The sequence below is a fragment of the Microbacterium sp. 77mftsu3.1 genome (assembly GCF_900100525.1).
Taxonomy (GTDB): domain Bacteria; phylum Actinomycetota; class Actinomycetes; order Actinomycetales; family Microbacteriaceae; genus Microbacterium; species Microbacterium aquilitoris.
The window spans coordinates 123931-147923 of the sequence record NZ_FNCR01000005.1; the positions used below are offsets into that span (position 1 = coordinate 123931).

General features: G+C 70.7%; 22 protein-coding genes. 8 read left to right on the forward strand and 14 right to left on the reverse strand.

The window, feature by feature from the left end; all coding sequences use genetic code 11:
- Positions 1-15: 15 nt before the first annotated feature.
- Positions 16-1677: an ABC transporter ATP-binding protein gene (locus BLR68_RS13525; protein WP_018185600.1), complete on the forward strand. Its 1662-nt coding sequence runs from the start codon at positions 16-18 to the stop codon at positions 1675-1677.
- A 251-nt stretch (positions 1678-1928) separates the two neighbouring features.
- Here the strand turns inward: BLR68_RS13525 and BLR68_RS13530 are convergent, their stop codons facing one another.
- The 3 genes from BLR68_RS13530 to BLR68_RS13540 form a co-directional block, all read right to left on the reverse strand.
- Positions 1929-2888, reverse strand: coding sequence for an ABC transporter permease (locus BLR68_RS13530; protein ID WP_018185602.1), 960 nt, complete (start codon positions 2886-2888; stop codon positions 1929-1931).
- A complete protein-coding gene (locus tag BLR68_RS13535) occupies positions 2885-3889 on the reverse strand; it encodes an ABC transporter permease (protein WP_018185603.1) in 1005 nt (334 codons plus the stop codon). The genes BLR68_RS13530 and BLR68_RS13535 overlap by 4 nt, the downstream gene beginning before the upstream one ends.
- Positions 3890-3974: 85 nt before the next feature.
- A complete protein-coding gene (locus tag BLR68_RS13540) occupies positions 3975-5645 on the reverse strand; it encodes an ABC transporter substrate-binding protein (RefSeq protein ID WP_026302756.1) in 1671 nt (556 codons plus the stop codon).
- Between the two features lie 148 nt (positions 5646-5793).
- On the opposite strand from BLR68_RS13540, the gene BLR68_RS13545 reads away from it, so the two are divergent.
- The 3 genes from BLR68_RS13545 (at position 5794) to BLR68_RS13555 (ending at position 7805) form a co-directional block, all read left to right on the forward strand.
- Positions 5794-6657, forward strand: coding sequence for a spermidine synthase (locus BLR68_RS13545; protein ID WP_018185605.1), 864 nt, complete (start codon positions 5794-5796; stop codon positions 6655-6657).
- Between the two features lie 88 nt (positions 6658-6745).
- Positions 6746-7273 (forward strand): hypothetical protein, encoded by a 528-nt coding sequence (locus tag BLR68_RS13550; protein WP_018185606.1) that lies wholly within the window; start codon positions 6746-6748, stop codon positions 7271-7273.
- Between the two features lie 43 nt (positions 7274-7316).
- Positions 7317-7805: a SprT-like domain-containing protein gene (locus tag BLR68_RS13555; protein WP_018185607.1), complete on the forward strand. Its 489-nt coding sequence runs from the start codon at positions 7317-7319 to the stop codon at positions 7803-7805.
- Here BLR68_RS13555 and BLR68_RS13560 read toward each other — a convergent pair.
- Both BLR68_RS13560 and BLR68_RS13565 read right to left on the reverse strand, forming a co-directional pair.
- Complete coding sequence (locus BLR68_RS13560; RefSeq protein WP_018185608.1) at positions 7792-8451, reverse strand: 2-phosphosulfolactate phosphatase; 660 nt, start codon at positions 8449-8451, stop codon at positions 7792-7794. The genes BLR68_RS13555 and BLR68_RS13560 overlap by 14 nt on opposite strands.
- The gene (locus BLR68_RS13565) at positions 8448-10907 is read right to left on the reverse strand and encodes a glycoside hydrolase family 3 protein (protein ID WP_018185609.1); all 2460 of its coding nucleotides are present in this window, start codon (positions 10905-10907) and stop codon (positions 8448-8450) included. Before BLR68_RS13565 ends, BLR68_RS13560 begins: the two co-directional genes overlap by 4 nt.
- Positions 10908-10998: 91 nt before the next feature.
- Here BLR68_RS13565 and BLR68_RS13570 point away from each other — a divergent pair, with 91 nt between their 5' ends.
- Complete coding sequence (locus BLR68_RS13570; RefSeq protein WP_018185610.1) at positions 10999-11505, forward strand: hypothetical protein; 507 nt, start codon at positions 10999-11001, stop codon at positions 11503-11505.
- Positions 11506-11559: 54 nt separating this feature from the next.
- Here the strand turns inward: BLR68_RS13570 and BLR68_RS13575 are convergent, their stop codons facing one another.
- From BLR68_RS13575 to BLR68_RS13600, 6 genes are all read right to left on the reverse strand, one after another.
- Entirely contained in the window at positions 11560-13026 is a 1467-nt protein-coding gene (locus tag BLR68_RS13575; protein WP_018185611.1) for an ABC transporter permease, read from the reverse strand.
- On the reverse strand, positions 13023-13784 hold the full coding sequence (locus BLR68_RS13580; RefSeq protein WP_018185612.1) for an ABC transporter ATP-binding protein: 762 nt from the start codon (positions 13782-13784) through the stop codon (positions 13023-13025). The genes BLR68_RS13575 and BLR68_RS13580 overlap by 4 nt, the downstream gene beginning before the upstream one ends.
- A gap of 89 nt (positions 13785-13873) precedes the next feature.
- Positions 13874-14515, reverse strand: coding sequence for a response regulator (locus BLR68_RS13585; protein WP_018185613.1), 642 nt, complete (start codon positions 14513-14515; stop codon positions 13874-13876).
- On the reverse strand, positions 14512-15714 hold the full coding sequence (locus BLR68_RS13590) for a sensor histidine kinase (protein WP_018185614.1): 1203 nt from the start codon (positions 15712-15714) through the stop codon (positions 14512-14514). Before BLR68_RS13590 ends, BLR68_RS13585 begins: the two co-directional genes overlap by 4 nt.
- A gap of 58 nt (positions 15715-15772) precedes the next feature.
- Positions 15773-16714 (reverse strand): diacylglycerol/lipid kinase family protein, encoded by a 942-nt coding sequence (locus BLR68_RS13595; RefSeq protein WP_018185615.1) that lies wholly within the window; start codon positions 16712-16714, stop codon positions 15773-15775.
- 83 nt (positions 16715-16797) lie between these two features.
- Positions 16798-17256, reverse strand: a complete 459-nt coding sequence (locus BLR68_RS13600) for an Lrp/AsnC family transcriptional regulator (RefSeq protein WP_018185616.1) — start codon at positions 17254-17256, stop codon at positions 16798-16800.
- A gap of 129 nt (positions 17257-17385) precedes the next feature.
- Here BLR68_RS13600 and BLR68_RS13605 point away from each other — a divergent pair, with 129 nt between their 5' ends.
- Positions 17386-18798 (forward strand): DUF6421 family protein, encoded by a 1413-nt coding sequence (locus BLR68_RS13605; RefSeq protein WP_018185617.1) that lies wholly within the window; start codon positions 17386-17388, stop codon positions 18796-18798.
- Between the two features lie 68 nt (positions 18799-18866).
- Here BLR68_RS13605 and BLR68_RS13610 read toward each other — a convergent pair whose 3' ends face one another.
- On the reverse strand, positions 18867-20288 hold the full coding sequence (locus tag BLR68_RS13610) for an MFS transporter (protein WP_026302757.1): 1422 nt from the start codon (positions 20286-20288) through the stop codon (positions 18867-18869).
- Between the two features lie 65 nt (positions 20289-20353).
- Here BLR68_RS13610 and BLR68_RS13615 point away from each other — a divergent pair, with 65 nt between their 5' ends.
- On the forward strand, positions 20354-21421 hold the full coding sequence (locus BLR68_RS13615; RefSeq protein ID WP_018185619.1) for a threonine aldolase family protein: 1068 nt from the start codon (positions 20354-20356) through the stop codon (positions 21419-21421).
- Between the two features lie 18 nt (positions 21422-21439).
- Here the strand turns inward: BLR68_RS13615 and BLR68_RS13620 are convergent, their stop codons facing one another.
- On the reverse strand, positions 21440-22066 hold the full coding sequence (locus tag BLR68_RS13620) for an NUDIX hydrolase family protein (protein WP_018185620.1): 627 nt from the start codon (positions 22064-22066) through the stop codon (positions 21440-21442).
- An 84-nt stretch (positions 22067-22150) separates the two neighbouring features.
- Between BLR68_RS13620 and BLR68_RS13625 the strand changes: the two genes are divergently transcribed.
- Positions 22151-22810, forward strand: coding sequence for an alpha/beta hydrolase (locus BLR68_RS13625; RefSeq protein ID WP_018185621.1), 660 nt, complete (start codon positions 22151-22153; stop codon positions 22808-22810).
- Between the two features lie 3 nt (positions 22811-22813).
- On the opposite strand, the gene BLR68_RS13630 is transcribed toward BLR68_RS13625, so the two are convergent.
- Complete coding sequence (locus BLR68_RS13630; RefSeq protein ID WP_018185622.1) at positions 22814-23899, reverse strand: PucR family transcriptional regulator; 1086 nt, start codon at positions 23897-23899, stop codon at positions 22814-22816.
- Positions 23900-23993: the final 94 nt, after the last annotated feature.

The following is a 23993-nucleotide window of genomic DNA, read 5'->3' on the forward strand; positions in this document are numbered from 1 at the left end:
GGGCAGGATGGGGGAATGCCCTTCCAGACCTCCCCCGCCGCCGGCGCGCCCCTCCTGCAGGTCCGCGACCTCGCCGTCGAGTTCCAGACCATCGACGGTTCCGTGCGGGCGGTCGAGGGCGTCGACCTCGACCTCGCCGCCGGTGAGACCGTCGCGATCGTCGGCGAGTCCGGCTCGGGCAAGTCGACGACGGCGATGGCCGTGATCGGGCTGCTCGCCGGCAACGGCCGCGTCGCGCAGGGCAGCATCCGTCTCGACGGCCAGGAGCTCGTCGGCGCTTCCGAGTCGACGATGCGCGGCGTCCGCGGCGCCCAGATCGGGCTCGTTCCGCAGGACCCGATGTCGAACCTCAACCCGACGTCGAGGATCGGCACGCAGGTCGCCGAGACGCTGCTCGCCCACGGTCTGGCCACGAAGAAGGACGTCGACCGCAAGGTCGTCGAGACCCTCGCCGCCGCGGGCCTCCCGAACGCCGAGGACCGCGCGAAGCAGTACCCGCACGAGTTCTCGGGCGGCATGCGCCAGCGCGCACTCATCGCGATCGGCCTCGCCTGCAACCCGCGCCTGCTCATCGCCGACGAGCCCACGAGCGCGCTCGACGTGACGGTTCAGAAGACCATCCTCGACCAGCTCGGACGCATGACCACCGAGCTCGGCACGTCGGTCCTCCTCATCACGCACGATCTCGGGCTGGCTGCCGAGCGCGCCGCCCGCGTCGTCGTCATGCACCGCGGACGCATCGTCGAGCAGGGTCCGGCCAGGCAGATCCTCGAGGACCCGCAGCATCCCTACACGCAGTCCCTCGTCCAGGCGGCGCCATCGGTCGCCGTCGCGCGGTTGCGCCCCGAGGCCTTCACCGCGCCGACTCCGGATGCCGCACCCAAGCCGGTCGACAACATCGTCGAGGTCGAGGGGCTCACCAAGCTCTACAACGTCCGCGGTCAGAAAGAGGACTTCGCCGCGGTCAAGGACGTGTCGTTCTCGATCCCGCGCGGCGAGACCGTCGCGATCGTCGGCGAGTCGGGCTCGGGCAAGACGACGACGGCGCGGATGCTGCTGAAGGTCGTGGACCCCACGGAGGGTGTCATCCGCTACGACGGCACGGACGTGGCATCCCTCAAGGGACGTCAGCTGCGCGAGTTCCGTCAGAAGGTGCAGCCGATCTTCCAGGACCCGTACTCGTCGCTGAACCCCATGTTCACGATCGAGCGCATCGTCCAGGAGCCGCTCGACTTTTACCACCGGGGGTCGGCGAAGGACCGTGCGGCCCGGGTGCGGAAGCTCCTCGACGACGTCGCCCTGCCCGAATCGGCGCTGCGTCGGTACCCGTCGGAGCTCTCGGGCGGTCAGCGTCAGCGCGTCGCGATCGCGCGCGCCCTCGCGCTCTCGCCCGAGCTCATCGTCTGCGACGAGCCGGTCTCGGCGCTCGACGTGCTCGTGCAGGACCAGATCCTGACGCTGCTGCGCGATCTGCAGACCGAGTACGGCCTCAGCTACCTCTTCATCTCGCACGACCTCGCCGTCGTGCGGCTGATCAGCGACTACGTCTGCGTCATGAAGGACGGCGCACTCGTCGAGGCTGCCTCGAGCGAAGAGATCTTCACCAACCCGCGCGACCCGTACACGCGCAACCTGCTCTCCTCGATCCCCGGCAACGAGCTCGACATCGCCGTCTGACCCGCCGAGGCGGGGCCCGTCCACGTTCCGTATTCAGTCCCCGCACCACCGCGCGCCAGCCGCAGACCCGGAATCGCGCAGTGGGCCCCCCGGTGGCTCGTCGTAGGGACTGAATACGGCACACCGTCCCGCCCGCCCCGCTCACGGAACGGCGGCGTTGCCCAACCAACCCGCCGCGTATCCCGCGACCAGCGCGACGACCACGACGACGAGCAGCACCATCACGACGAGGAGCACCCGCCGGCTCATGGTCAGCGCCCGCGGGTCCGCGGGTCCATGGCCTCGCGCAAGGCCTCGCCGAACAGTGTGAAGCCGAGCGCGGTGATGGCGATGCAGATGCCGGGCAGGAACGCGAGCCACGGTGCGATGGCGAGTTCGGCCTGCGCGTAGGTGAGCATGCGTCCCCACTCCGCGGTCTCGGGGCGCCCGCCGCCGAGGCCGAGGAACGACAGCGCCGCCGCGTCGATGACGGCCGTCGCGAGCGACAGCGTGCCCTGAACGATGACCGGCCCGACCGCGTTCGGAAGGACGTGAGTCATGGTGATGCGTCCGCGGCCGAGGCCGAGGGTCTGCGCCGAGAGGACGTAGTCGGCCGAGCGCTGCTGCAGCATCGAGGCGCGCAGCAGGCGCGCGAAGATCGGCACCTGCGCGACACCGATGGCGATCATGACCGAGTTCTGGTTCTGGCCGAGGATCGCGGCAATCGAGACCGCCAGCAGCAGGCTCGGCACCGACAGCAGGATGTCAACGAGGCGCATGATGACGTTGTCGACCCAGCCGCCGAACGTGCCGGCGACGAGGCCCAGCAGCATGCCGCCGATGAGGCCGTAGGCCGTCGACACGACGCCGATGAGGAGGGATGCCTGGGCTCCCCAGATGAGCTTCGACACCACGTCGCCGCCGAAGCGGTCGAGGCCGAGCGGGAACGCGGCGATCTCACCGGGTCCGGGGATGTACGTCGGGGTGATGTCCCGAGCGCCGGGGAGGTCGGTCTCGGGGTACGGCGCGAGCATGGGAGCGAGGAGCGCGACCAGGACGAACAGCAGGACGATCGCGAGGCCCACCCACGCGGTGGGGCTTCGTCGCAGGCGGCGGAAGACGTCGTGCCAGAAACCGCCGCGCGGGGCGCCGCCGGTGCCCGCGGTGAGCACGGCGACGGTGGAGTCCTCGGCGGCGCTGCCGCCGGCTGCGGGGGGAAGGACGGTGCTCATGAGACCCTCACTCTCGGGTCGATCAGGCTGTACGAGACGTCGACGAGCAGGTTGATGAGCGCGTAGACGATCGCGATGAAGATGATGAAGCCCTGCAGGACGGCGAAGTCGCGGTTGAAGATCGCGCCGGAGAGGAACGATCCGATCCCGGGGAACGCGAAGACGGTCTCAGTGAGGATCGCGCCCGAGAGCAGCAGGCCCGCCTGCAGGCCGATCGTCGTGATGACGGGGAGCATGGCGTTCCGCAGGATGAACCGATTGCGCAGCAGCGAGCCCGGCACGCCCTTCGCTTTTCCGGTGCGGACGTAGTCTGCGTTCTGCACCTCGAGGACGGATGCCCGGGTGATGCGCACGATGATCGCGAGAGGGATCGTGCCGAGCGCGATGGCCGGCAGGATCAGGTGCAGGATCGCGTCCCACGCGGCGTCGAATTCGCCGGTGATCAGCCCGTCGAGCACGTAGAAGTTCGTGTAGTGGGTGGCTTCGATGCGGGGGTCCTGGCGGCCGTCGGACGGGAGCCAGCCGAGCTGGACCGCGAACACGTACTTGAGGATGAAGGCCAGGAAGAACACCGGCACGACGATCCCCAGAAGGCTGAAGACGACGGCGGTGCTGTCGGCGGCCTTGCCGTGACGCCGCGCGGCCCAGTAGCCGAGGGGCACACCGACGCCGACGGCGATGATGAGCGCCGCGACCGAGAGTTCGATCGTCGCCGGGAACCGGCGGAGGAACTCGTCGAGCACCGGCTGGCTGGTGCGCAGCGAGGTGCCGAAGTCGCCCGAGAGCAGTCGCCCGATCCAGGTGAAGTACTGCTCGATCAGAGGACGGTTGAAGCCGTAGAGCTCGTTGATCCGAGCGACGGCTTCGGGGGTGGCCTTCTCGCCCAGGAGTGCCTGGGCGGGACCGCCGGGAAGTGTTCGGACCCACCAGAAGAGCAGGATGCTCAGACCGAGGAGGGTGGGGATCAGCAGCAGGAGCCTTTTGCCGATGGTTCGCAGCACGGGTGTCGCTTTCGTGGAGGTCGGTGCGGGGCGGGAGGTCATCCCGCCCCGCACCGGTCAGACGGCCGGAGCCGCCTCGATCGGCTTACTTCGTGAGGACGATCTGGTTGAACACCTCGTCGTTCACGGGGCTCGCCGGGTAGCTCTCGACGCGCGGGTCGAAGGCCAGCGTGGGAGCCGGGTGGGCCAGCGGGACGCCGGGGATGAACTTCGCGACCTCTTCGTTGATCTCCGAGTAGAGCTTCGTCTGCTCGTCGAGGTCCGCGATGCCGCGGGCATCGGTGAGGTCCTTGAAGAGCTGGGGGTTGTCGAAGCCCCACTCCGCCGACTTCTGACCGAAGAAGACGCCCAGGAAGTTGTCGGTGTCGTTGTAGTCACCGGTCCAGCCGAGCAGGTGGATGCCGTGATCCGTGCCGCCCGTGATGAGGTCGAGGTACTCGCCCCACTCGTTCGACTTCGGCGTGGCCTCGACTCCGACGGCCTTCAGCTGCGACGACAGGACCGTGAAGATCTGCTCGGGGTCCGGCATGTAGGGACGCGAGACGTTGACCGGGTAGTTGAAGGTCAGCTTCAGCGGGTTGGCCTCGGTGTAGCCGGCCTCGGCGAGGAGCGCCTTGGCCTTCTCGGGGTCGTAGTCGTACGTCGTGACGTCGGCGTTCCAGCCGTTCACACTGGGCGGCATGAACTGCGTCGCCTTCTCGGTGCCCTCGGGAAGGACCTGGGAGATGAGCGCGTCCTTGTCGACGGCGTACGAGAGCGCCTCACGGACCTTGGGGTCCTGCAGTTCCTTGACCGCCTGGTTGAAGGCGAGGTACAGGATCGTGAAGGGCGGGCGCGAGACCATCGTGAAGCCGGCGTCATCGAGCGCGCCGGTATCGGCGGGTCCGACGAGGTCGTAACCGTCGATCGAGCCGGACTCGAGGGCCTGGCGGCGCGCGGTCGGGTCGTCGATCGTGCGGAAGATGATCTTGTCGATCTGGCCCTTGTCGCCCCAGTAGTCGGCGTAGGAGCTCAGGGTGACCTGCTCACCGCGCGACCACTCGTCGAACTTGTAGGGGCCGGTGCCGACCGGGTGGCCGGTGGCGTACTCGCTCAGGGTCGGAGCCTCGGCGGTGCCGCCGACCTCATCGGCCTTGAACTCCGCGAGCGCCTTCGGCGACTGCATCCCGAACGCGGGCAGCGACAGCGCGGCGACGAACCCGGCGAAGGGCTTCTTGAGCTTCACGGTGACCGAGGAGTCACCGTCGGGTGCGCACGAGTCGTACACGGCCGCGTCGGGGCTCGATGCGTACCCCTTGAAGAGCTTGTTGTAGTAGTAGCCGAGCGCCTCGCTCGCTGCCAGGCCCTCCCAGTTGTACCAGCGGTCGAAGTTGTAGCAGACGGCCTCGGCGTTGAACGGGGTGCCGTCCTGGAACGTGACGTCCTTCTTGAGCGCGAACGTGTAGCTCAGGGCGTCGTCCGACGTCTCCCACGACTCGGCGAGGAGCGGGGCGGGGTCGGCCGTGCCGGGCTTGGTGCCCACGAGGCCCTCGAAGATCTGGCGCGAGACGCGGAACGTCTCGCCGTCCTGGGCGAAGGCGGGGTCGAGGCTCGCGGGATCCGATGACGCCGCGAAGACGAACGTGCCGTCGACGTCCGCGGGTCCTTCCGCGTTGTCGTCGCCGCCGCGCTGGCTGGCGCACGCGCTGAGCGCGAGCGCACCGATGGCGAGCGTCGCGGCGGCCGCGAACACCCGCTTCCGGGAAATGGGGAGCATTGCTGTGCACCTTCCGATGGGGCTCGTCGGCGGCGCGCGAGGAGGCGGCGCTGCCGAAGGGATGCGGCTGACGCTACCGTCCACACTGCCGGTAAGCGGTTACAGCTGTATCTCGATCGTGTTTCTTCCTGCGGGCTACCGTAGTCGGATGGCCCGTTCCCGCGCCCCCCTCGACCCGCCTGTCGCCAGACTGTCCGACGGGAGGCAGGCGCGCATCATCCCCGGCCGGTTCGCGGGCGGCTGGGAGCTCGTCGTCGAGACCACCCCGCAGTCGCACGTCGATCTCGACGATCCGTCGCACCTCCACTTCGAGTACGTCGCCCGCATGGGCGCCGTGATCGACCAGATCGGGATGCCGGGGGAACCCCTCACCGCGGTGCACCTCGGCGCGGGCGCCATGACCCTCCCCCGCTACGTCGAGCACACCCGACCGGGGTCGCGGCAGCAGGTCATCGAACTCGAACAGGCGCTCGTCGACCTCGTGCGCGCGCACCTGCCGCTGCCGCGCACCGGCCAGCTGCGCGTGCGGATCGGCGACGCCCGCGACGTCGCGGGACGCCTCCCCCCGGGCATCGTCGGCAAGGTGGACCTCGTCGTCTCGGACGTGTTCGCGGGGGCTCAGACGCCCGCTCACATCACGAGCGTCGAGTACTACCGGATCCTCGCGGGGCTGCTCGCACCGACCGGCATCCTGCTCGTCAACATCGCCGATGGCAGCGGCCTCGCCTTCGCCCGCCGTCAGGTCGCGACCGTGCGCTCGGTCCTCGAGCACGTCGTAATCCTCGCCGAGGTGGGAACGCTCAAGAGCGGCCGGTTCGGGAACATCGTCATCGCGGCGTCGCCCTCCGAGCTGCCGATGGAGTGGCTGCCGCGTCTGATGGCAGCGGGTCCCCACCCCGCGAAGGTCGCCCACGGCGCCGAGCTCGAGGCGTTCGCGCGCGATGCGCGGATCATGACGGATGCCGATTCGACCCCGTCGCCGGCGCCCGCGGCATCCGTCTTCGATCGCTGAGCGCACGACGCACGGCGCGCCCTCAGCCCATTCCGGGCCAGGCGCGGCGACACTGGAGACACACGTCGCGGGGTCGGAAGGAACAGCTGTGGGCTTCATCAAGGGATACGACCCGGAGACTCTCCGAGAGATCGTCGACCTCGACGAATGCCAGACCCGGCTCACCGAGCTCGGCGACCAGCGGAGTCTGGCCGCCATGCTCGAGAAGGTCTGGCTGCTGAAGGTGCTGGGCCGCCTCGACGAGGCGCTCGTCGTCTCGGAGGAGTCGGTGCGCCTCGCCCGGATGGCGGGCACCCGCAAGGACCTGCTGCGCGCCCGGATGCTGCACGCCACCGTCCAGCAGTTCCGCGGCGCATACGCCGCGGCGATCCACGAGTTGAACACGTGCGTCGAGGAGGCCGAGGGGCAGGGGTGGTCGGCGGTCGCCGCTTTCGGCTGCCAGCACCGCGGCAAGGTCCACTTCGACGCGCACGACGACGCCGCGGCGCGCGCCGACTTCAAGAAGGCGCTCTTCCTGCGGCAAGAGGCGGGTGCTCCCGAGGATCAGCTCGAGTCGACGCTGCTCGCCATCGACGCCGTCGACCGACGTCGCAACAGCACGACGGTCGCCGGCTGAGGCCTTCTGCCCGAGTGTCGTACCTGCGTCCTATCGTGCTGGCATGAGCGACCTCATCGACGTGCGCCGCGAGGCGGAGTCACTGCTGCGGCAGCTGCTCGACGACTCGTGGAGCTTCGCGTACGACAACGCCAAACGCCGTGCCGGCGCGTGCGACTATCTGCGCAAGCGCATCACGCTCTCGCGCTATCTCGCCGCCCGGTACGACGCCGAGACGAACCGGCAGACGATCCTGCACGAGATCGCCCACGCGATCGCGGGCTCGGCCGCGGGGCACGGCGCGGAGTGGAAGCGCGTCGCGCGGTCGCTCGGCTACACGGGTGGCGTCACCCACCGCGGCGAGACGGCCACGGAGCTCGCGCCCTGGGTCGGCGTGTGTCCCGCCGGACACGTCGCGTACCGTCACCGCAAGGCGACACGGGCGACCTCGTGCGCGCGGTGCGCGCCGACGTTCGATGAGCGCCACCTGATCACCTGGCGACGGCGCGAGATCACCGCCGCGACCCGGCGCGAGGCCCTCACTCCGCGTTGATCGCCTCGTAGGCGCGCCACACGCCGTCACGGAGGACGGGGACCGTCTCATCGGCGTCGTGGACCGCGGCGGCGAGCACCTCGTCGCGACGACCGGCGTCAAGGAGCTCCTGTCCCGAGCCGCTCGCCGTGAGGAGGTGGCGGACCGCGGATCGCAGACCCCGGAACGCCTCGGATGCCGCTGCGGCCTCCGGCGAGGAGTGGTCGAGGCCGATCGCCTCGAGCGCCGCGAAGACCGCCCCGGCACCGAGCTGATCCTCGACGGAGAAGCGCAGGACCGCGGCATCCCCCGGCCCGTTCAGCTCGCCGGCGGCGATGATGCTCACGCTCGTGCGGGCCGCGCGGCGGTTCTGCTCGGCGAGCACCGCCTGCGCGACGGCGGTGGCATTGCGCAGGCTCCCGAGGAACACGACGGCGCCCGTCGCCGCGGCAGCCGAGGCGACGGCCGCGCCGTTGCGCGACACGGCGTGGGCGGCCTCGTCGTGGGCCACCGTCTCGCCGCCAGCGACCCGCGACGACACCGTCGACGAGAACCTCAGCACGTCGACGACGACGACGACGTCCGCGGGCGCGAGACGGGTCAGCCCGTCCCGCCCCCAGTCGAAGCGCAGCTGGTAGCGGGACTGATCGAACGGGCTCGCGGTCATCCCTCCAGCGTACGAGCGTCGACGATCGGCTTCAGCGAGATGACGAGACTGAGGACGTTCCGGGCCGTCCGCTGGAGTTCACCGCGGGTGATCCCGCCCTCACGGGCGAGGGAGTCGAGGATCGTCGTGTCGGCCTGCGCCTGAGGCGCGGCATCCCGTTTCACACCGCCCGGCATGAGGACGTCGACCTGCGCACGGACGCGGTAGGCGTTGTCCTCGAGGGCGGGAAAGTCGGGGTCGACGGCGTTCTCGATCCACCAGTCGGTGATGACGACCCCCTCGTAGCCCCACTCGTCCCGGAGGACGACCGTCGCGAGGTCGTGGTGGTAGTGCGCCCAGACGCCGTTGATCTGGTTGTAGGACGTCATGATCGTGCGGGGAGCGGCCTCGCGGACGCAGATCTCGAACCCGCGCAGATAGATCTCGCGGAGCGCCCGCTCGGAGACGCGCGAGTCGTTGCGGGTGCGGTTGGTCTCCTGGTTGTTCGCGGCGAAGTGCTTGGGGCACGCCGACAGTCCCGTGCTCTGCACCCCGCGCACGACCGCCGCGGCGATCCGTCCGGTGACGACCGGGTCCTCGCTGAAGTACTCGAAGTTGCGGCCGCACAGCGGGTCGCGGTGGATGTTCATGCCCGGGCTCAGCAGGACGTCGGAGCCCTTCCGGAGCATCTCCTGCCCGTGCAATGCGGCGAGCTCCTCGATGAGGACCGTGTTCCACGTCGACGCGAGCGCCGTTCCCGAGGGGAGCAGCGACGCGTACGCCGACAGACGGATGCCGCTCGGCCCGTCGGTCGTCGTGACGGGCGACACGCCCTTCGCGCGCAGCGACGCCGAGACCCCGCCGAGCACGCCCGCGTTGCCGGGAGCACCCAGCGGGCTGTCCATCGTGACGTCACCGCGGGCGAGGAGCGAGAGCTCCTCGTCGGTGAGCTGGGCGACGAAGTCGTCGAGGGATGCCCCGCCGCGTGCGACGTCGGCGAGGTCGATGCCCCGGTCCCCGGTCGGCGCGAGCTCGGACGGCAGCGATCCGAGCACCCGCTCGGCGCGCGCGACGGTGCGCGTAGGGACGGGCTCGCGCGCGGCGACGGCGGAGCCGTCGTCGCCGCGACGCTGGACGAGCCGATCGAACGCGTGGGCGGGCGCGGCGACCTCGGTGGCGTGCCGCACGACCTGCGTCTCGGGCACCTCGAACGCGGCGACCTCCGCCGCATGGCGGACGTCGGTCCCGACGAAGACGGGATACGCACCGGCCTCGAGGACCCACGCGCTCCGGTGCCCTGTCGCCCCGCCGTCGTCGTACGACGCGAGGTCGTCGAGGTGCACCTCGAGGCGCACCGTCTCGCTCTCGCCGGGAGCGAGCAGACGCGTCTTGGCGAAGGCCGCAAGGTGACGTGCCGGCTTGCCGAGGGCACCGTCGGGCGCCCCGGTGTAGACCTGCACGACCTCCTTGCCGGCTCGGGCGCCGGTGTTGGTGACGACGACCTCGAGGCGGAGGGCCGCGGCATCCGTCGTCGCCTCGGTCGTCAGCTCGAACGTCGTGTACGACAGCCCGTGGCCGAAGGGGAACAGCACCCGGTCGGGGGCGAAGGTCTCGAAGTAGCGGTAGCCGACGAAGACGTCCTCGGCGTAGACGTTGACGTCGAGATGGCCGAAGTTGGGTGCGCTCGGGTAGTCCTCGTAGCTGCGTGCGATCGTGTCGGTGAGCTTGCCGCTCGGCGCCTGCTCACCCGCGAGCACACCGGCGACGGCGCGAGCGCCCTCCATGCCGCCCTGCCACGCGAACAGGACCGCGCCGATCCGGTCGCCGTAGTCCGCGACCCACGACAGGTCCATGACGTTGCCTGCGTCGACGACGACGACGGTCCGCGAGAAGTGCGCCGTGACGGTGTCGAGGAGCGTCCTCTCGTCGGCGGTGAGGTAGTAGCTGCCGGGCTCGAGGATGCTGTCGCGCGCTTCGCCGGCGGCGCGACCGATCGCGACGACGGCCGTGTCCGCCCGGGATGCCGCGGCTGCGACATCCGCCGCGTCGATCGCCATCTCGGGGAAGTGGTGCGGCCACTCGCCCCACGTGGCGGCGAAGGCGGGGCGATTCGCGGCGGACCACGTCGAGTACCGCGTCGCGAGCTCGTCGTCGACGCGGACACCGGCGTCGCGGAGACCGGCCAGCAGGTTCCAGATGTAGGGGACCTTCACGTCGCCGCCCGAGCCGTAGCCGACGGCGAACCAGTCGATCTGAACACGGCCGAAGACGGCGACCGGGCGCTTCCCCAGCGGAAGCGTGCCGTCGTTCGTCAGGAGGACGACGCCTTCGGCGGCGGCGACCCGGGCCTTCTCGGCGAGGGCCGGATCGAGCGTCGGATCGGTGTCGAGCAGCATCGAGGAGATCTGCGCGACCGACTCGACGGGGGCCAGGGTGTGCGAGCGGTCGCCGGATTCGATGGCGGGTTCGAGGGGCATAGCGGTCTTTCCGAGGGGTCGACGATGACGCCGAGAGAGTGGGAGCGCTCCCAACGTATCGAGTGCCGCGGAGGAATGCGAGAGTGGTCCGATGCGGATCCTCTTGAAGCTCGAACTCGACTGCACCGCGGATGCCGCCTGGCGAGCCCTTCACTCGCCTCGTGCGGTCACCGAGCTCTACGGCCCGCTGCTCGCGATGGCGCCGATGGCCGGCGAGCTCCCGACCTCGTTCGAGCCGGGGACCGACGTGCCGGTCGAGATCCGCGCCCTCGGGATCATCCCCGCCGGCCAGCAGCTCATCCACGCGAGCGACCGGTACACCGAGGACACGAACGGTCCGGTGCGGATCTTCCGCGACAGCGGCATCCCGCTGACCGGTGCACTCGCCGCCCTCGACGTCTGGGACCACCAGATGGCGGTGAGCCCGCTGCCGGGTGATCCCGCGCGGACGCTCTGGCGCGACCGCCTCACGATCGGCGGAGCCGCGGCCCTGCCGCTGTGGCCCGTCCTGTGGGCCGCGTGGCAGTACCGCGGCATGCGTCTGCGCGCACTGGCGCCGACGTGGTCGTACGAGCCGCCCGCCGCCGAGGACCACTGATGACGGATACCGCCCCTTCGCCCTCCATCGAGGGCGTGAAGGGGCGGCAGGGCGTTACTCCGACAGGGCCTCGACGGGCGCCGATCGCGTGGCGATCCGCGTCGGTGCGACCGCCGCACCGAGGGTGAGCACCGCGGTCGCGACGATCACGATCACCACCGGGAGCAGCGGGATAGCGGGGGCGACGAACGTCGGCGACATCCACAGCGGCGGCATCGCAACGGAGCCGAGGAGGGACTGCGCCGCGACCCAGCCGTAAAGGACGCCGAGGGTCAGTCCGAACAGCAACGCGGTGACGGTGACGTGCGCTGCCTCGATGAGGACCATCCGACGGATTTGTCCGGCAGTGAGGCCGAGAGCGCGCAGGAGACCCAACTCCCGCTTTCGCTGGACGATGCCGATCGTGAGGAGGTTCACGAGGCCGACGGCGGCGATCACGGCGCTCACGGCGACGAGACACATCATGACCGTCGAGAAGCTGTCCATCATCTGATTGAACGCGGGGTCGGGCTCGCCGCCGCTCGATGCGGTCACAAGGGACTTGGCCGACTCGGCGGCCACCGCGAACATCACGACGAGCGCGACCCCCATGACCACGCCGATCGCCATGCGGCTCGAGCGCTCCGGGTAGCGGACCGCGTTCTCTGCGGCCAGGCGTGCGGTCACGGACTTTCCGAACAGCCGCCCGGTGGCTTTCAGGAGCGGCGGCATGATCGAGACCGCACTGATCGAGACGGCGGTGAAGGAGAAGAGACCGCCAAAGAACGCGACGAGCACGCCGGCGGGGCTCACGAGACCGAGGAGGAGTCCACCGCCCAGCAGCACGGCACCGATCACACCGAGGACCACGGCGCCCGCCCGCCGGCCGCGCTTCTCGGCGACCTCCTCGCGGGATCGCTCTACCGAGCCGCCGAGGGCCTCGAGCGGCGTGACCGTGAGAACCCGACGCGACCCCGACCATGCCGCGATCCAGGTCGTGAGCGCCACCGCGACCGCAGGCAGAAGGAGGGCGGCCTGGACCGGAGACCAGTCCGTGGCCACCCCGAGTGCGCGATCGAGCAGCGGCACCGCCGCGACCATGGCGAGCGTCGTCGCCACCAGCCCGAGGACCGCGCCGATCGCGCCGACGACGAGTCCCTGCGTCGCGACTTCGCTGCGCTGCGAGCGCGCGGTCGCGCCGATCAGACGCATGAGAGCGATCATGCGGGTGCGCCCCGCGATGATCGTCGAGAACGTATTCGCGGTGACGATCGCGGCGACGTAGACCGCGACGGCGAGCAGGATGCCGCTCAGCAGCATCAGGACGATCGTCAAGGTGTCGGACGAGCCGTACGTCGGGTTCGAGGCGAGCACCACGGAGAGGTACCCCGTCGCCGACAAAAGCGCGACACCGAAGGCCGTCGAGATGGCCGAGACGAGGATCGTCGCGCCCATGCCGCGCTCGCGCAGCCAGGCGCTTCGGGACGTCCGCGCGGGTTCGGGGACGATCGTGTGCACGGCGGACGGGGCGAGGGCGGTCACGCGGACACCTCGGTGCTCAGCATGTGAGCGGAGATCTGCTCGGCGCTCTGACGGGGCTTGTCGGCGACGATGCGCCCGTCGCCGAGGAACAGCACGCGGTCGGCGTACGACGCGGCCACGGGGTCGTGGGTGACCATGGCGATCGACTGACCGTGCTCGCGACTGGCGGCGGCGAGGAGGGACAGCACCTCGCGGCCCGACCGCGAGTCGAGGTTGCCGGTGGGCTCGTCGGCGAAGACGAGGTCGGGCGCCGTCGCGAGGGCGCGGGCGATCGCGACGCGCTGCTGCTGGCCGCCCGAGAGCTGGTGCGGACGGTGGCGCAGGCGCGGCCCGAGGCCGAGGGTCGCGACGAGGCCGTCGATGCGCGTCCTCTCCTGGGACGTGGGACGCCGGCCGTCGAGGTCGAAGGGCAGCAGGATGTTGCCGATCGCATCGAGGGTCGGGACGAGGTTGAACGACTGGAAGACGAAGCCGACCCGCCGGCGGCGGAGGATGGTCAGCTCGACGTCCGAGAGGCCGGTGATCTCGGTGTCGCCGATCCAGACCGAGCCGGAGGCCGGCGCATCGAGGCCGGCCATCATGTGCATGAGCGTCGACTTGCCCGAGCCCGACGGGCCCATGATGGCGGTGAACTCGCCACGACGGATGCCGACGGTGACGTCGTCGAGCGCGCGGACGGCGTTCTCGCCGCCGCCGTAGGTCTTCGTGAGGTTCTGGACGCGGGCGGCGAGGCCCATCTCGGTGGTCGTGATCTGCATGTCTCCGACGCTACGGAGCGCCCCCGGGGCGCCGCGTCGGCCGCTCGTCGCGATCGCCTACATCGGAAGGATGACGGCTCGTGTGCCGATCAGGCGAGGCCGTGCTCGAAGGCGAAGACCACCAGCTGCACGCGGTCGCGGAGCGACAGCTTCGCGAGGATGCGCGAGACGTGGGTCTTCACGGTCGCCTCCGAGAGGAACTCACGCGCGGCGATCTCGGCGTTCGAGAGCCCCCGGGCGGCGAGCGCGAAGATCTCGCGCTCGCGGTCGGTGAGCTCGCCGAACGTCGCCGGGACGGCGCGGACGGGTTCATTCAGCTGCGCGAAGAGCTCCCGGGTCGCGGCGGCCGCGATGACCGACGAGCCCGCGTGCACCGTGCGGATGGCGGCGAGCAGGAACTCGGGATCGGCGTCCTTCAGGAGGAACCCGCTCGCTCCGCGCTGGATGGCGCGGGCCGCGGCCTCGTCGAGGTCGAACGTCGTCAGCATGACCACCTTGGGCGGATCGGCGTCGGCGAGCAGGGCTTCGGTCGCGGCGAGCCCGTCCATCACCGGCATCCGGATGTCCATGAGGACGACGTCGGGGCGGGTCTGGCGGACGACCTCGATCGCCTGCGCACCGTCGGAGGCCTCCCCCACGACCTCGAGGTCGGGTTGCGAGGCGACGACCATCCGGATGCCGGCGCGGAACAGGGACTGATCGTCGACGAGGACGACGCGGATGACGCTCACCGAGCGCTCCTCTCGAGGGGGTCGGGGTTCTCGGACGCGGCTCCGGTCGGCAGGGACGCCTCGACGGTGAAGACGCCGTCTGCGGCCGCGGCATCCAATCGACCGCCGATCAGCTGCGCGCGCTCGCGCATGCCGATCAGACCGTGTCCGCCGGTGCGGCGTTCCGCTCCGTCGGGGACGGGAGCGACGTCGTTGCGGACGCGCAGGTCGACGCGGTCGGGGTGCCACGCCAGCGAGACGTCCACACCGGTGGGGGTGCCGTGGCGGAGGGCGTTCGTGAGCGCCTCCTGCAGGATGCGGTAGACCGACAGCTGCACGGATGCCGCGACCTCGCCGCGCGGCGCGGGGTCGACGTCCACGCGCAGCTCGACGCCTGCCGCTCGCACCTGGGCGTAGAGCTGCTCGAGGTCGGCGAGCGTCGGCTGCGGGCCCTCCGCCTGGGAGTGGCGGAGCTGCGTGAGGAGCAGGCGCACGTCCGAGAGGGCTGAGCGCGCCGTCGACGAGATCGTGCCGAGCGCCGCGGCCTGGGCCTTGGGATCGGATGCCGCGGCGTACCGCGCGCCGTCCGACTGCGCGATGATGACCGCGAGCGAGTGGGCGACGATGTCGTGCATGTCGCGGGCGATGCGCGTGCGCTCCTGCTCGGCGACCGTCTGCTCCTCGGCGCGTGACTGCGCGGCACGGTTGGCGCGGGCGCGCATCGCCGTGCGGACGAGCGCGCCGGCCGTCCACGAGAGCCCCAGTGCGAACAGTGCCGCGAGCAGGACGAAGATCAGCGTCGGGACGTCGGAGAGCGCACCGCTCCCGACGAAGGCCCACCGGAAGAGGTAGATCGTGATCGTGCCCGAGCCGACGATGACCGAGGTGAAACCGAGCCAGAAAACAAGCCTCGTGCCGTACGCGGCCGTCGCGTAGAGCACGGCGAAGATGGCGATGTCGGCGAACCCGGGGCCCCGACCGAAACTCATCTGCACGACGGCGCCGACCCACGCGACGCCGAGCGCGAGGCCGGGCGAGTACCGGCGGAGACCGAGCGCCGCCGCCAGGAGGAACACGACGGGGATCGCGCTCCACGCACCGAGGTTTCCGGCGTCGGATCCGGCGGCCGCACCGAGCTCGAACGGCAGCGCCATCAGCGCGAAGAGCACCGCGATGGCCGCGTCGACAGCAGCCTGGTAGGGGCGGAGCGGACGGAACACCCTTGAACGCTACGCGGTCGGGGTGGGACGGGGCATCCGTCTCGGGATGTATCCGGCCCTACCGGGCGGGCAGGTAGACCCGGAGTCCGTCGCCGACGGCGCGTACTCGCAGACGGAAGCCGTCCTCTCCGACCTCTTCGAGCTCGCCGTCGTGCACCCAGATGTCGGGGGCGCTGCCGGCGCGGACCTCGATCTCGAAGTCCTCGTCGAGGATCCGTTCGATGTCGGATGCCGGGGGCATCACCCGGAGCGCACGGAGGACCGCGACGGTCTTCTCGCCGAACGCGAGCGAGGCGATGGCGCGGGCGCGCGTGCCACGGGCGTGGTGCACGCGGACGTCGATGACCGGCTCGTCGAGCGTGGCGCGCTGCATCGTGGCGATGCGGTCGGGGTCGTTGGGGCCGACGCCGGCGAAAACCGACCAGACCGAGGCGCGTCTGCCGCCCCTCACGACGTCCACCGCGTGGGCGCCGTGCATCTCGCGCCAGGCGGCGACGGCACCGCCCCACCATTTGCCGAGGCTGGTGCGGCGTTCGCGCTCGGCCAGGAACTCGGGGTACGCCCCGAGCGAGACGGCGTTCAGCACCGTGATCGGTTCTCCGTCGTCCACCGAGGCCTCGGCGACGGCGACGGGTCGGACATTCGCCGCGGCGTAGGCGTCGAGCCCGGCGTCGACGTCGGGGATGCCGACCGACCGCGCGAAGTGGTTGAAGGTGCCGTTAGGGAGGACGAGGAGGGTCAGGTCGTGGCGGCGCGCGAGGTGCGCCGCCCGAGAGACCGAACCGTCACCGCCGAGGATCGCCAGCACGCTCGGCGGGTTCTCGCCGGCCATCGCGGCGGCCACGACGTCGTCGAGGGTCTCGCTCTCGCCGAGTTCGCGCACGGTCGCACCCGGCATCCGCCTGCGGACGTCGGGGACGCGGTCGGGACGGCCGAGCGAGGCGCCGGAGCGGCTGTTAGCGACGACGAGGACCTCGCCGCCGATGGGGGTGTCGGTCATGCCTCCCACGGTATGCAGGGCGAGGCGGGGCCGCCTCCCCTTGACACATACCTCGGGCTGTCACGTCCCTCGGGCGCGGGCGCTCAGACGGGCGAGATCGGGCGGTGCTCGAAGAAGGTCTGCAGGACGACGGTCGTGCGGGTGTTCACCGAGGCTGCGGCGCGGATGTCGCGGATCAACCGCTCGAGGTCGCGCGGCGTCGCGACGCGCACGAACAGCATGTAGGCGGCGTCGCCCGCGATCGAGTGGCACGCCTCGATCTCGTCGAGGTGCGCGATGAGCTCGGGCGCGTTGTCGGGCTGAGCGGGATCGAGCGGCGTGATCTCGACGAAGGCGGCGAGCGGCTTGCCGGCCACCTCGGGGTCGATGACCGCGCGGTAGCCGGAGATCAGGCCGCGTGCCTCGAGCCGGCGGACGCGCGCCTGCGTGGCAGACACCGACAGCCCCGCGACGGCGGAGAGTTCTGCGAGCGTCGCGCGGGCGTTGCCCGACAGCGCGGCGATGATCGCGGAATCGGCGGGGTCTGTCTCGTCTGCGGGCACGCCTCGACGGTACCGCAGCGGTACCGTAGCCGCCTTGCACACGCGATCCTTACGGCCTTAGGCTAGAAACACAGGAATTCTTCCCGCCATTGCGCGAGGAAGCCGTGAGGAACCGATAGGAGGTCCACCATGAGCACCGTCACCACCGCGTCGACGATCATCGGAATGCCCGAGGTCGTCGAGGACGCCCGCCGGGCCGAGACCTCCGCCGCCTGGGCGCTGCTGCGGGATGCCGCGACCGCCCTCCAAGATCTGCAGATCACCGACGGGTCGGTGCCCGACGCCGCCGACCACGACGCCGCCCGCGCGCACGTCGAGGCGATCACGGCCGGCATCCGCGCCCTCTCCCCCGCCTTCCCGCACGATGCCGCCTATCTCGAGGCGAGCGTCGCGGACTTCGACCGCTGGGTCTCGGAGGGCTTCGGCGTCCCGGACTTCCTCGATTCGCTCATGGCGTTCCAGCCGCAGGAGAACCGCATCGACGGCCTCCGACACCTCGTCGTGTTCCCGATGTACACGCAGAACGGCACCCGCGACCGCAAGGTCGAGGCCGTCCTCGTCGAGACGATCTGGCCGGAGTTCATCGCCGAACTCGAGCAGACGTACACGAACCGTCTGTTCGTCTCCTTCCGCCTGCTGGACTTCACGCCCGGGTACGACACGAATTCGGCCGTCCTCTTCCCCGAGACGGTCGCCATGCGCGAGGTCCCGACCTTCACGTGGGGCGCGATCTTCCAGGACCGCGAGGCCGCACGCTACCGGCGCGTCGTGCGCGCGGCATCCGAGATCACCCGTCTCGACCTGCCCGAGGCCGCCGCTCGCCTGCTCGACGACCAGCGCCTGGCCGAGAAGACGTTCGTCATGTGGGACCTCATCCACGACCGCACCCACATGCGCGGTGACCTGCCGTTCGATCCGTTCATGATCAAGCAGCGGATGCCGTTCTTCCTGTACTCGCTCGAAGAGCTCCGCTGCGACCTGACCGCCTTCCGCGAGTGCGTGGCGATCGAGAAGGACCTGTCGGCGAAGGCACAGCTGACGGATGCCGAAGGCGAGATGCTCGAGCACGCCGGCCTCGTGCAGTACGCCGTGCTGTTCGACCGCATCTTCCGCTTCGCGATCACCGGCACCCGGGTCCGCAACTACGACGGCCTGGGCGGGCAGCTGCTGTTCGCCTGGCTGCACCAGCGCGGCGTCCTGCACTGGACCGACACGTCGCTCGCGTTCGAGTGGGACCGCGTCGCCGACGCCGTCATCGCTCTGAGCGACGCGATCGACCGGCTCTACTGGGAGTCGATCGACCGCCCCAAGGTCGCGCACTGGCTCGCCGCCTACGACCTGGTCCGTCAGACCGTCACGCCCCACCCCGCGTCGCAGTGGGCCCGCGGACTGTCCGACGAGATCCTCGCCGGCCCGCCGAAGGGGTACACCGACGCGGTCCTCGACGACGAGTTCCCGCTGTCGATGTTCTTCGAGGCGCTCGAGAAGAAGATGCGCCCCGTCATCTCCGGCGTCGCCGGCATCCGCGCCACCGACGCCTGACGTCGGAACGCCACTTCGGCGCCTGGGCTCTCTGGGGGGCTCGGGCGCCGAAGCCGTTTCCGGCGCCGTCAGTCGCCCGCGACGCCTCCTGCCGCTTCGCGCGACGACGACGGGATGCCGGGTGCCAGGGGCGCCGCATCCGCTTCGGCCGTCTCGGGTGCCTCGCGGTACTCGGCCGACAGCGTCCGGTACGACCGGGTGAGGAACGCGGCGAGCGAGGCGGCGACCATGATGAGTCCGCCGACGAGGAAGATGAGCGCGATGCCCCGCATCTCGCCCTCGCCGAGAAGCCAGGACCACGCCCGCTCACCCTCGTCGGTGCGGAAGTACGGGATGATCCAGAACTCCGCGATCGGGGCGATCGCGAACGAGGTGATCGGGCCGGTCGAGACCTCCAGCGCGGTCGCCGCGCCGAAGACCCGGCCCTGGCGCTCGAAGGGGACGACCTTCTGGATGACCGTCTGTTCGGCGGACTCGATCACGGGCACGAGGGTCATGTAGGCCCAGATGCCGACCGCGTAGAGCCACCACCATTCGCGCAGCGTGAAGACCGCACCGAGCAGACCCATCACCGCCACGGCGAGCAGGAGCGTGCGGATGGGGTTCTTGCCGAGCCCCTTCGCGGCGACGATGCCACCGCCGATGAGGAACCCGGTCGCGGTGACCGCGAGGACGACACCCCAGATCTTCACGTCGAAGAGCTCGAGCCCGTAGGGATCCATCAGCGCCATGTAGAGGCCGCCGATGAGGTTGTTGAACGTCGAGAAGAGGATGAGGGCGAAGAGTCCCGGGACGGCGCGGATCGCGGCGGCCGCGCCGCGGATGTCGAGGATCTTCGACCCGGGATCGGGAGTCGGTGCGTCCTCGGGGATGCGCACGAACAGCAGGTGGATGAGCGGCACGGCGGTGAAGGCGATCGCGACGGCGAGCGTCCACCCCATGCCCACCAGTCCGATCGCGAGGCCCGACAGCGCGCTCGTCACGATGAAGGCGATGCCCTGGACCGTCCCGACGAGGCCGTTGGCATTCGCGTGGCGCTCGGTCGGGACGAGCAGGGTCACCGTCGTCGACAGGGCGATGTTGCGCAGATTCTCGACGACGGCGCCGGCCAGGATGATGCCCGAGAACAGCCAGAACCACGGTCCGCGGAGGTCGAGGATCGCCGACTCGGGCTGCGACACGTAGATCGCGCCTGCCGCGAGGAACGCGACGAGGGTGAACACCCCCGAGAAGACCATGACGGCGTGCTTGCGGAACCGGTCGACGAGCGTGCCGAACACCATGCCGAAGATCGCCAGCAGCAGCATGTAGGCGCCGCCGATGATGCCCGTGGCGAGCACCGACTCGGTCTCCAGGTACACCCAGAAGGTGAGGGCGAACCACAGGAAGCTCGTCGTGACGTTCGCGATGGCCGTGTTCACCAGGACGTGCAGGAACGTGCGCATCCCGCCCGGAGGAACGGTACGCGGCGACGGCGTCGCTTCACTCATGCGGTGAGGGTATCGCCGGGGTCGGACACGGGGAAGAGCACCTCCGCGCGACCTAGGCTGAGGGGGTGACGACGCTCCACGACCCGATGATCCGCTCCTTCGCCAGCGACAACTACTCGGGGGTCCACCCCGAGGTTCTCGCGGCCATCGCCGCCGCCAACGACGGCCATCAGATCGCCTACGGCGAGGACGTGTACACCGCGCGTCTGCAGGAGGTCTTCGCGCACCACTTCGGCGAGGGGTCGCAGGCGTTCCCCGTCTTCAACGGCACCGGCGCGAACGTGACGGGACTGCAGTCGATGCTCCCCCGCTGGGGCGCTGTGGTCGCGGCATCCACCGCCCACATCAACGTCGACGAGGGCGGCGCTCCCGAGAAGGTCGCCGGCATCAAGATCCTGAACGTGCCGACCGACGACGGCAAGCTCACCCCCGAGCTCGTCGACATGGAGGCCTGGGGCTGGGGCGACGAGCACCGCGCGCAGCCGCTCGTCGTCTCGATCACGCAGTCCACCGAGCTCGGCACCCTCTACACGCCCGACGAGATCCGCGCCCTCGCCGACCACGCCCACTCGCGCGGCATGCGTCTGCACCTCGACGGCGCACGACTGTCGAACGCCGCTGCGGCGCTCGACCTGCCGATCCGCGCCTTCACGAAGGATGCCGGTGTCGACCTCGTCAGCGCCGGCGGCACGAAGAACGGCGCGCTCGCGGCTGAAGCGATCGTCGTGCTCGACCCGGCGGCCTCCCAGGGCCTCCCCTACCTGCGCAAGCTCAACATGCAGCTCTCGTCGAAGATGCGCTTCGTCTCGGCCCAGCTGATCGCGCTGTACGAAGGCGACCTGTACCTGCGGAACGCCCGCCACGCCAATGCCATGGCGGCGCGACTGCGCGCGGCCGTCGAGGCGGGGCTGGCCGAGGGATCGATCGACGGCGTGCGCTTCAGCCAGCCGACGCAGGCGAACGGCGTCTTCGCGATCCTTCCCGACGGCGTCGCCGAGAAGCTCCGTGAGTCGTTCCGCTTCTACGACTGGGATGCCTCGAAGAACGAGGTCCGCTGGATGTGCTCGTTCGACACGACGGAGTCCGACGTCGACGCCTTCGTCGCAGCGCTGGCGCGCCTGACCCGCGGCTGAGGTCGCGGGAAGCGCGGGTCAGCGCAGGGCGCCGACCGAGGCGAGGGCCTGCCGCACGAGCGTCGAGCGGCCGCCCTCCATCTCGGCCGCGAGCGCGTCGGACGAGGCCTCTTCGGGCGACATCCAGGTGACCTCGAGCGCGTCCTGACGCGGCTCGCACGTCCCGGTCACGGGCACGACGAACGCGAGCGAGACGGCATGCTGCCGGTCGTCGTGGAAGGCGCTCACGCCGGGTATCGGGAAGTACTCGGCCACGGTGAACGGCGCCGGCTGCGGCGGCAGCATCGGGAACGCCATCGGCCCCAGGTCGTTCTCGAGGTGGCGGAACAGCGCATCGCGCACGGTCTCGCCGTAGCGGACGCGGCCCGACACGATGGTGCGGGAGATCTCGCCCATCGGCGTCGCCCGCAGCAGGATGCCGACCTCGGTCACCGCGCCCATACCGTCCAGACGCACCGGGACGGCCTCGACGTAGAGCATCGGCAGCCGGCGTCGCGCCTCGGCGAGCTCGACGTCGCTCAGCCACGCGGGGTTGCCCGCGGAACCCGGACGGCCCATCGATGAGCCGAGCCCGCGAAGCGGATCGCTCCCGCTTTCCTCGTCGTCACGCTCGTTCGGGTCGGGGTCGGGAGTGCGGACGGCCATGCCTCCATGTATACCCGAGCGGATGCCGCGGCGCCCCGTGTCGGACGTGTCACCCGTGTCAGGGGCCTGGGGCAGGATGGACACATGGTGGCCGCCTCCCCGCTCGATCCCGACGCCGTCCTGTGGTCCGCGCCTGTCGAGGAGCGCGGCGATCGGCCGCTGCTAGTGCTTCTGCACGGCTACGGGTCGAACGAGGCGGACCTCTTCGGCCTCACGCCGCACCTGCCCGGGGAGTTCGTGGTCGCCGCCGTGCGCGCTCCGCTCGCCCCCCGCTTCCCGATGCCCGGGTACTCGTGGTTCACGATCGACGGCGTCGAGAGCCGCGACCACGACGAGGTCGTCGGCTCGACCCGTGCCGTCTGGGACTGGGTCGACGGTGTGCGGGGGGATGCGGCATCCGTCGGTCTTCTCGGCTTCTCGCAGGGCGGCGTCATCGCGCTGCAGATGATGCGGATGCGGCCGCAGGGTGCGGCATTCGCCGTGAACCTCGCCGGCTACGCGTTCCCCGAACCCGCGGACGGAGATGCCGAGCTGGCCGAGGTGCGCCCGCCGGTGTTCTGGGGACGCGGCGCGCGCGACGAGGTCATCCCGCCGCGTTTCGTCGACCACACCGCGCAGTGGCTGCCGGGGCACGTCGACCTCAGCGGGCGCGTCTACCCCGACCTCGCGCACAGCGTGTCAGCAGAGGAGCTCGGCGACGTGCGGGTGTTCCTCGAAAAGCAGCTGGCCGCCGCGCAGAGCTGAGACTCAGCTCTGCGCGGCGAGCGCGACGAGGAAGGCCGCACGACCGCGCGTGTCGAGGGGGCTCATGCCCGTGAGCGCCTCGATGCGACCGACGCGCTTTCGCACGGTGTTCACGTGGATGAACAGCTCTTCGGCGGTCGACTGCACCGAGCCGTCGTGATGGCAGAGACGCTCGAGGGTCTCGACGAGTCCGGTGCGGTGTCGCGCGTCGTAATCGACGACGGGCGCGAGCAGCCGGTCGCGGAACGGCGCGAGCTGCTCGGGCGTGAGGCGTTCGATCAGCCCGTCCCACGTCGCGAGATCCCTCGGACCGCGCGGAGCACCGTGACGGGACGCGAGGGATGCCGCGGCCACCGCTTCGCGGAGCGCACCGGCGAGCGCGCCGAGCTCGGCGGGTCCGCTCCAGCCGACGTCGTCACCCAGCAGGTCCGCGGGCGGCGGTCCCGGCTGGGTCGCCGGGACGATCGCGATCGAATGTCCGCCCGTCGTCCCGACGAGGGACCGCCCGCCGGGGCGGAGGACGCGTCCGCGGGCGGCGAGGATCCAGACGCCGGGCACCTTGCCCAGCGCCCCCTCGAGGGGTTCGCGGAGGACGATCGAGCTCGCGTGGCCACGGCGGACCATGTCGAAGATCGCCCCCACCGACTCGCGGGCGAGTTCCTCGGCATCGTGACGCTGCTGCTCGTGCGCGATGCGGCGGGTGATCTCGAGGAAGGGGACGTCCGGGGGCACGGAGAGCACGGCGAGCCCCGCCTCGTTCGCCGCCTCGATGAGAGCCGGGGGGACGGTGGACTCCACCACACCGAGCGCGTACCCGATCGCGGCGGGGCGCGTGCGCCGCACCGACGCGACGAACGCGCGCTGCGCCGCGGCATCCCGCATCGAGATGCCTGACGTCAGCACGAGCTCGCCGCCGCGCAGGTACGGCGAGGGGTCGAGCAGATCGGTCGGGAGCCCCCACCGAACCGTGCGGTCCAGCCCCACCGGCTCGCCGACGAGGTCCACCCGCGGCTGTCCCCAGTGGATGAGGTCGGACACCCGCAGGACGTCGACGTCCGCGGAGGTGAGGCGCGGGTCGGCGGTGGGCACGCCGTCACGCTACGACCGGCCCGTTTCCCTGCGATGACATGGCGATTTCGGGCAGGTGGAGATTCCCACACCGACGGCCCCGCCCCCCTGTCAC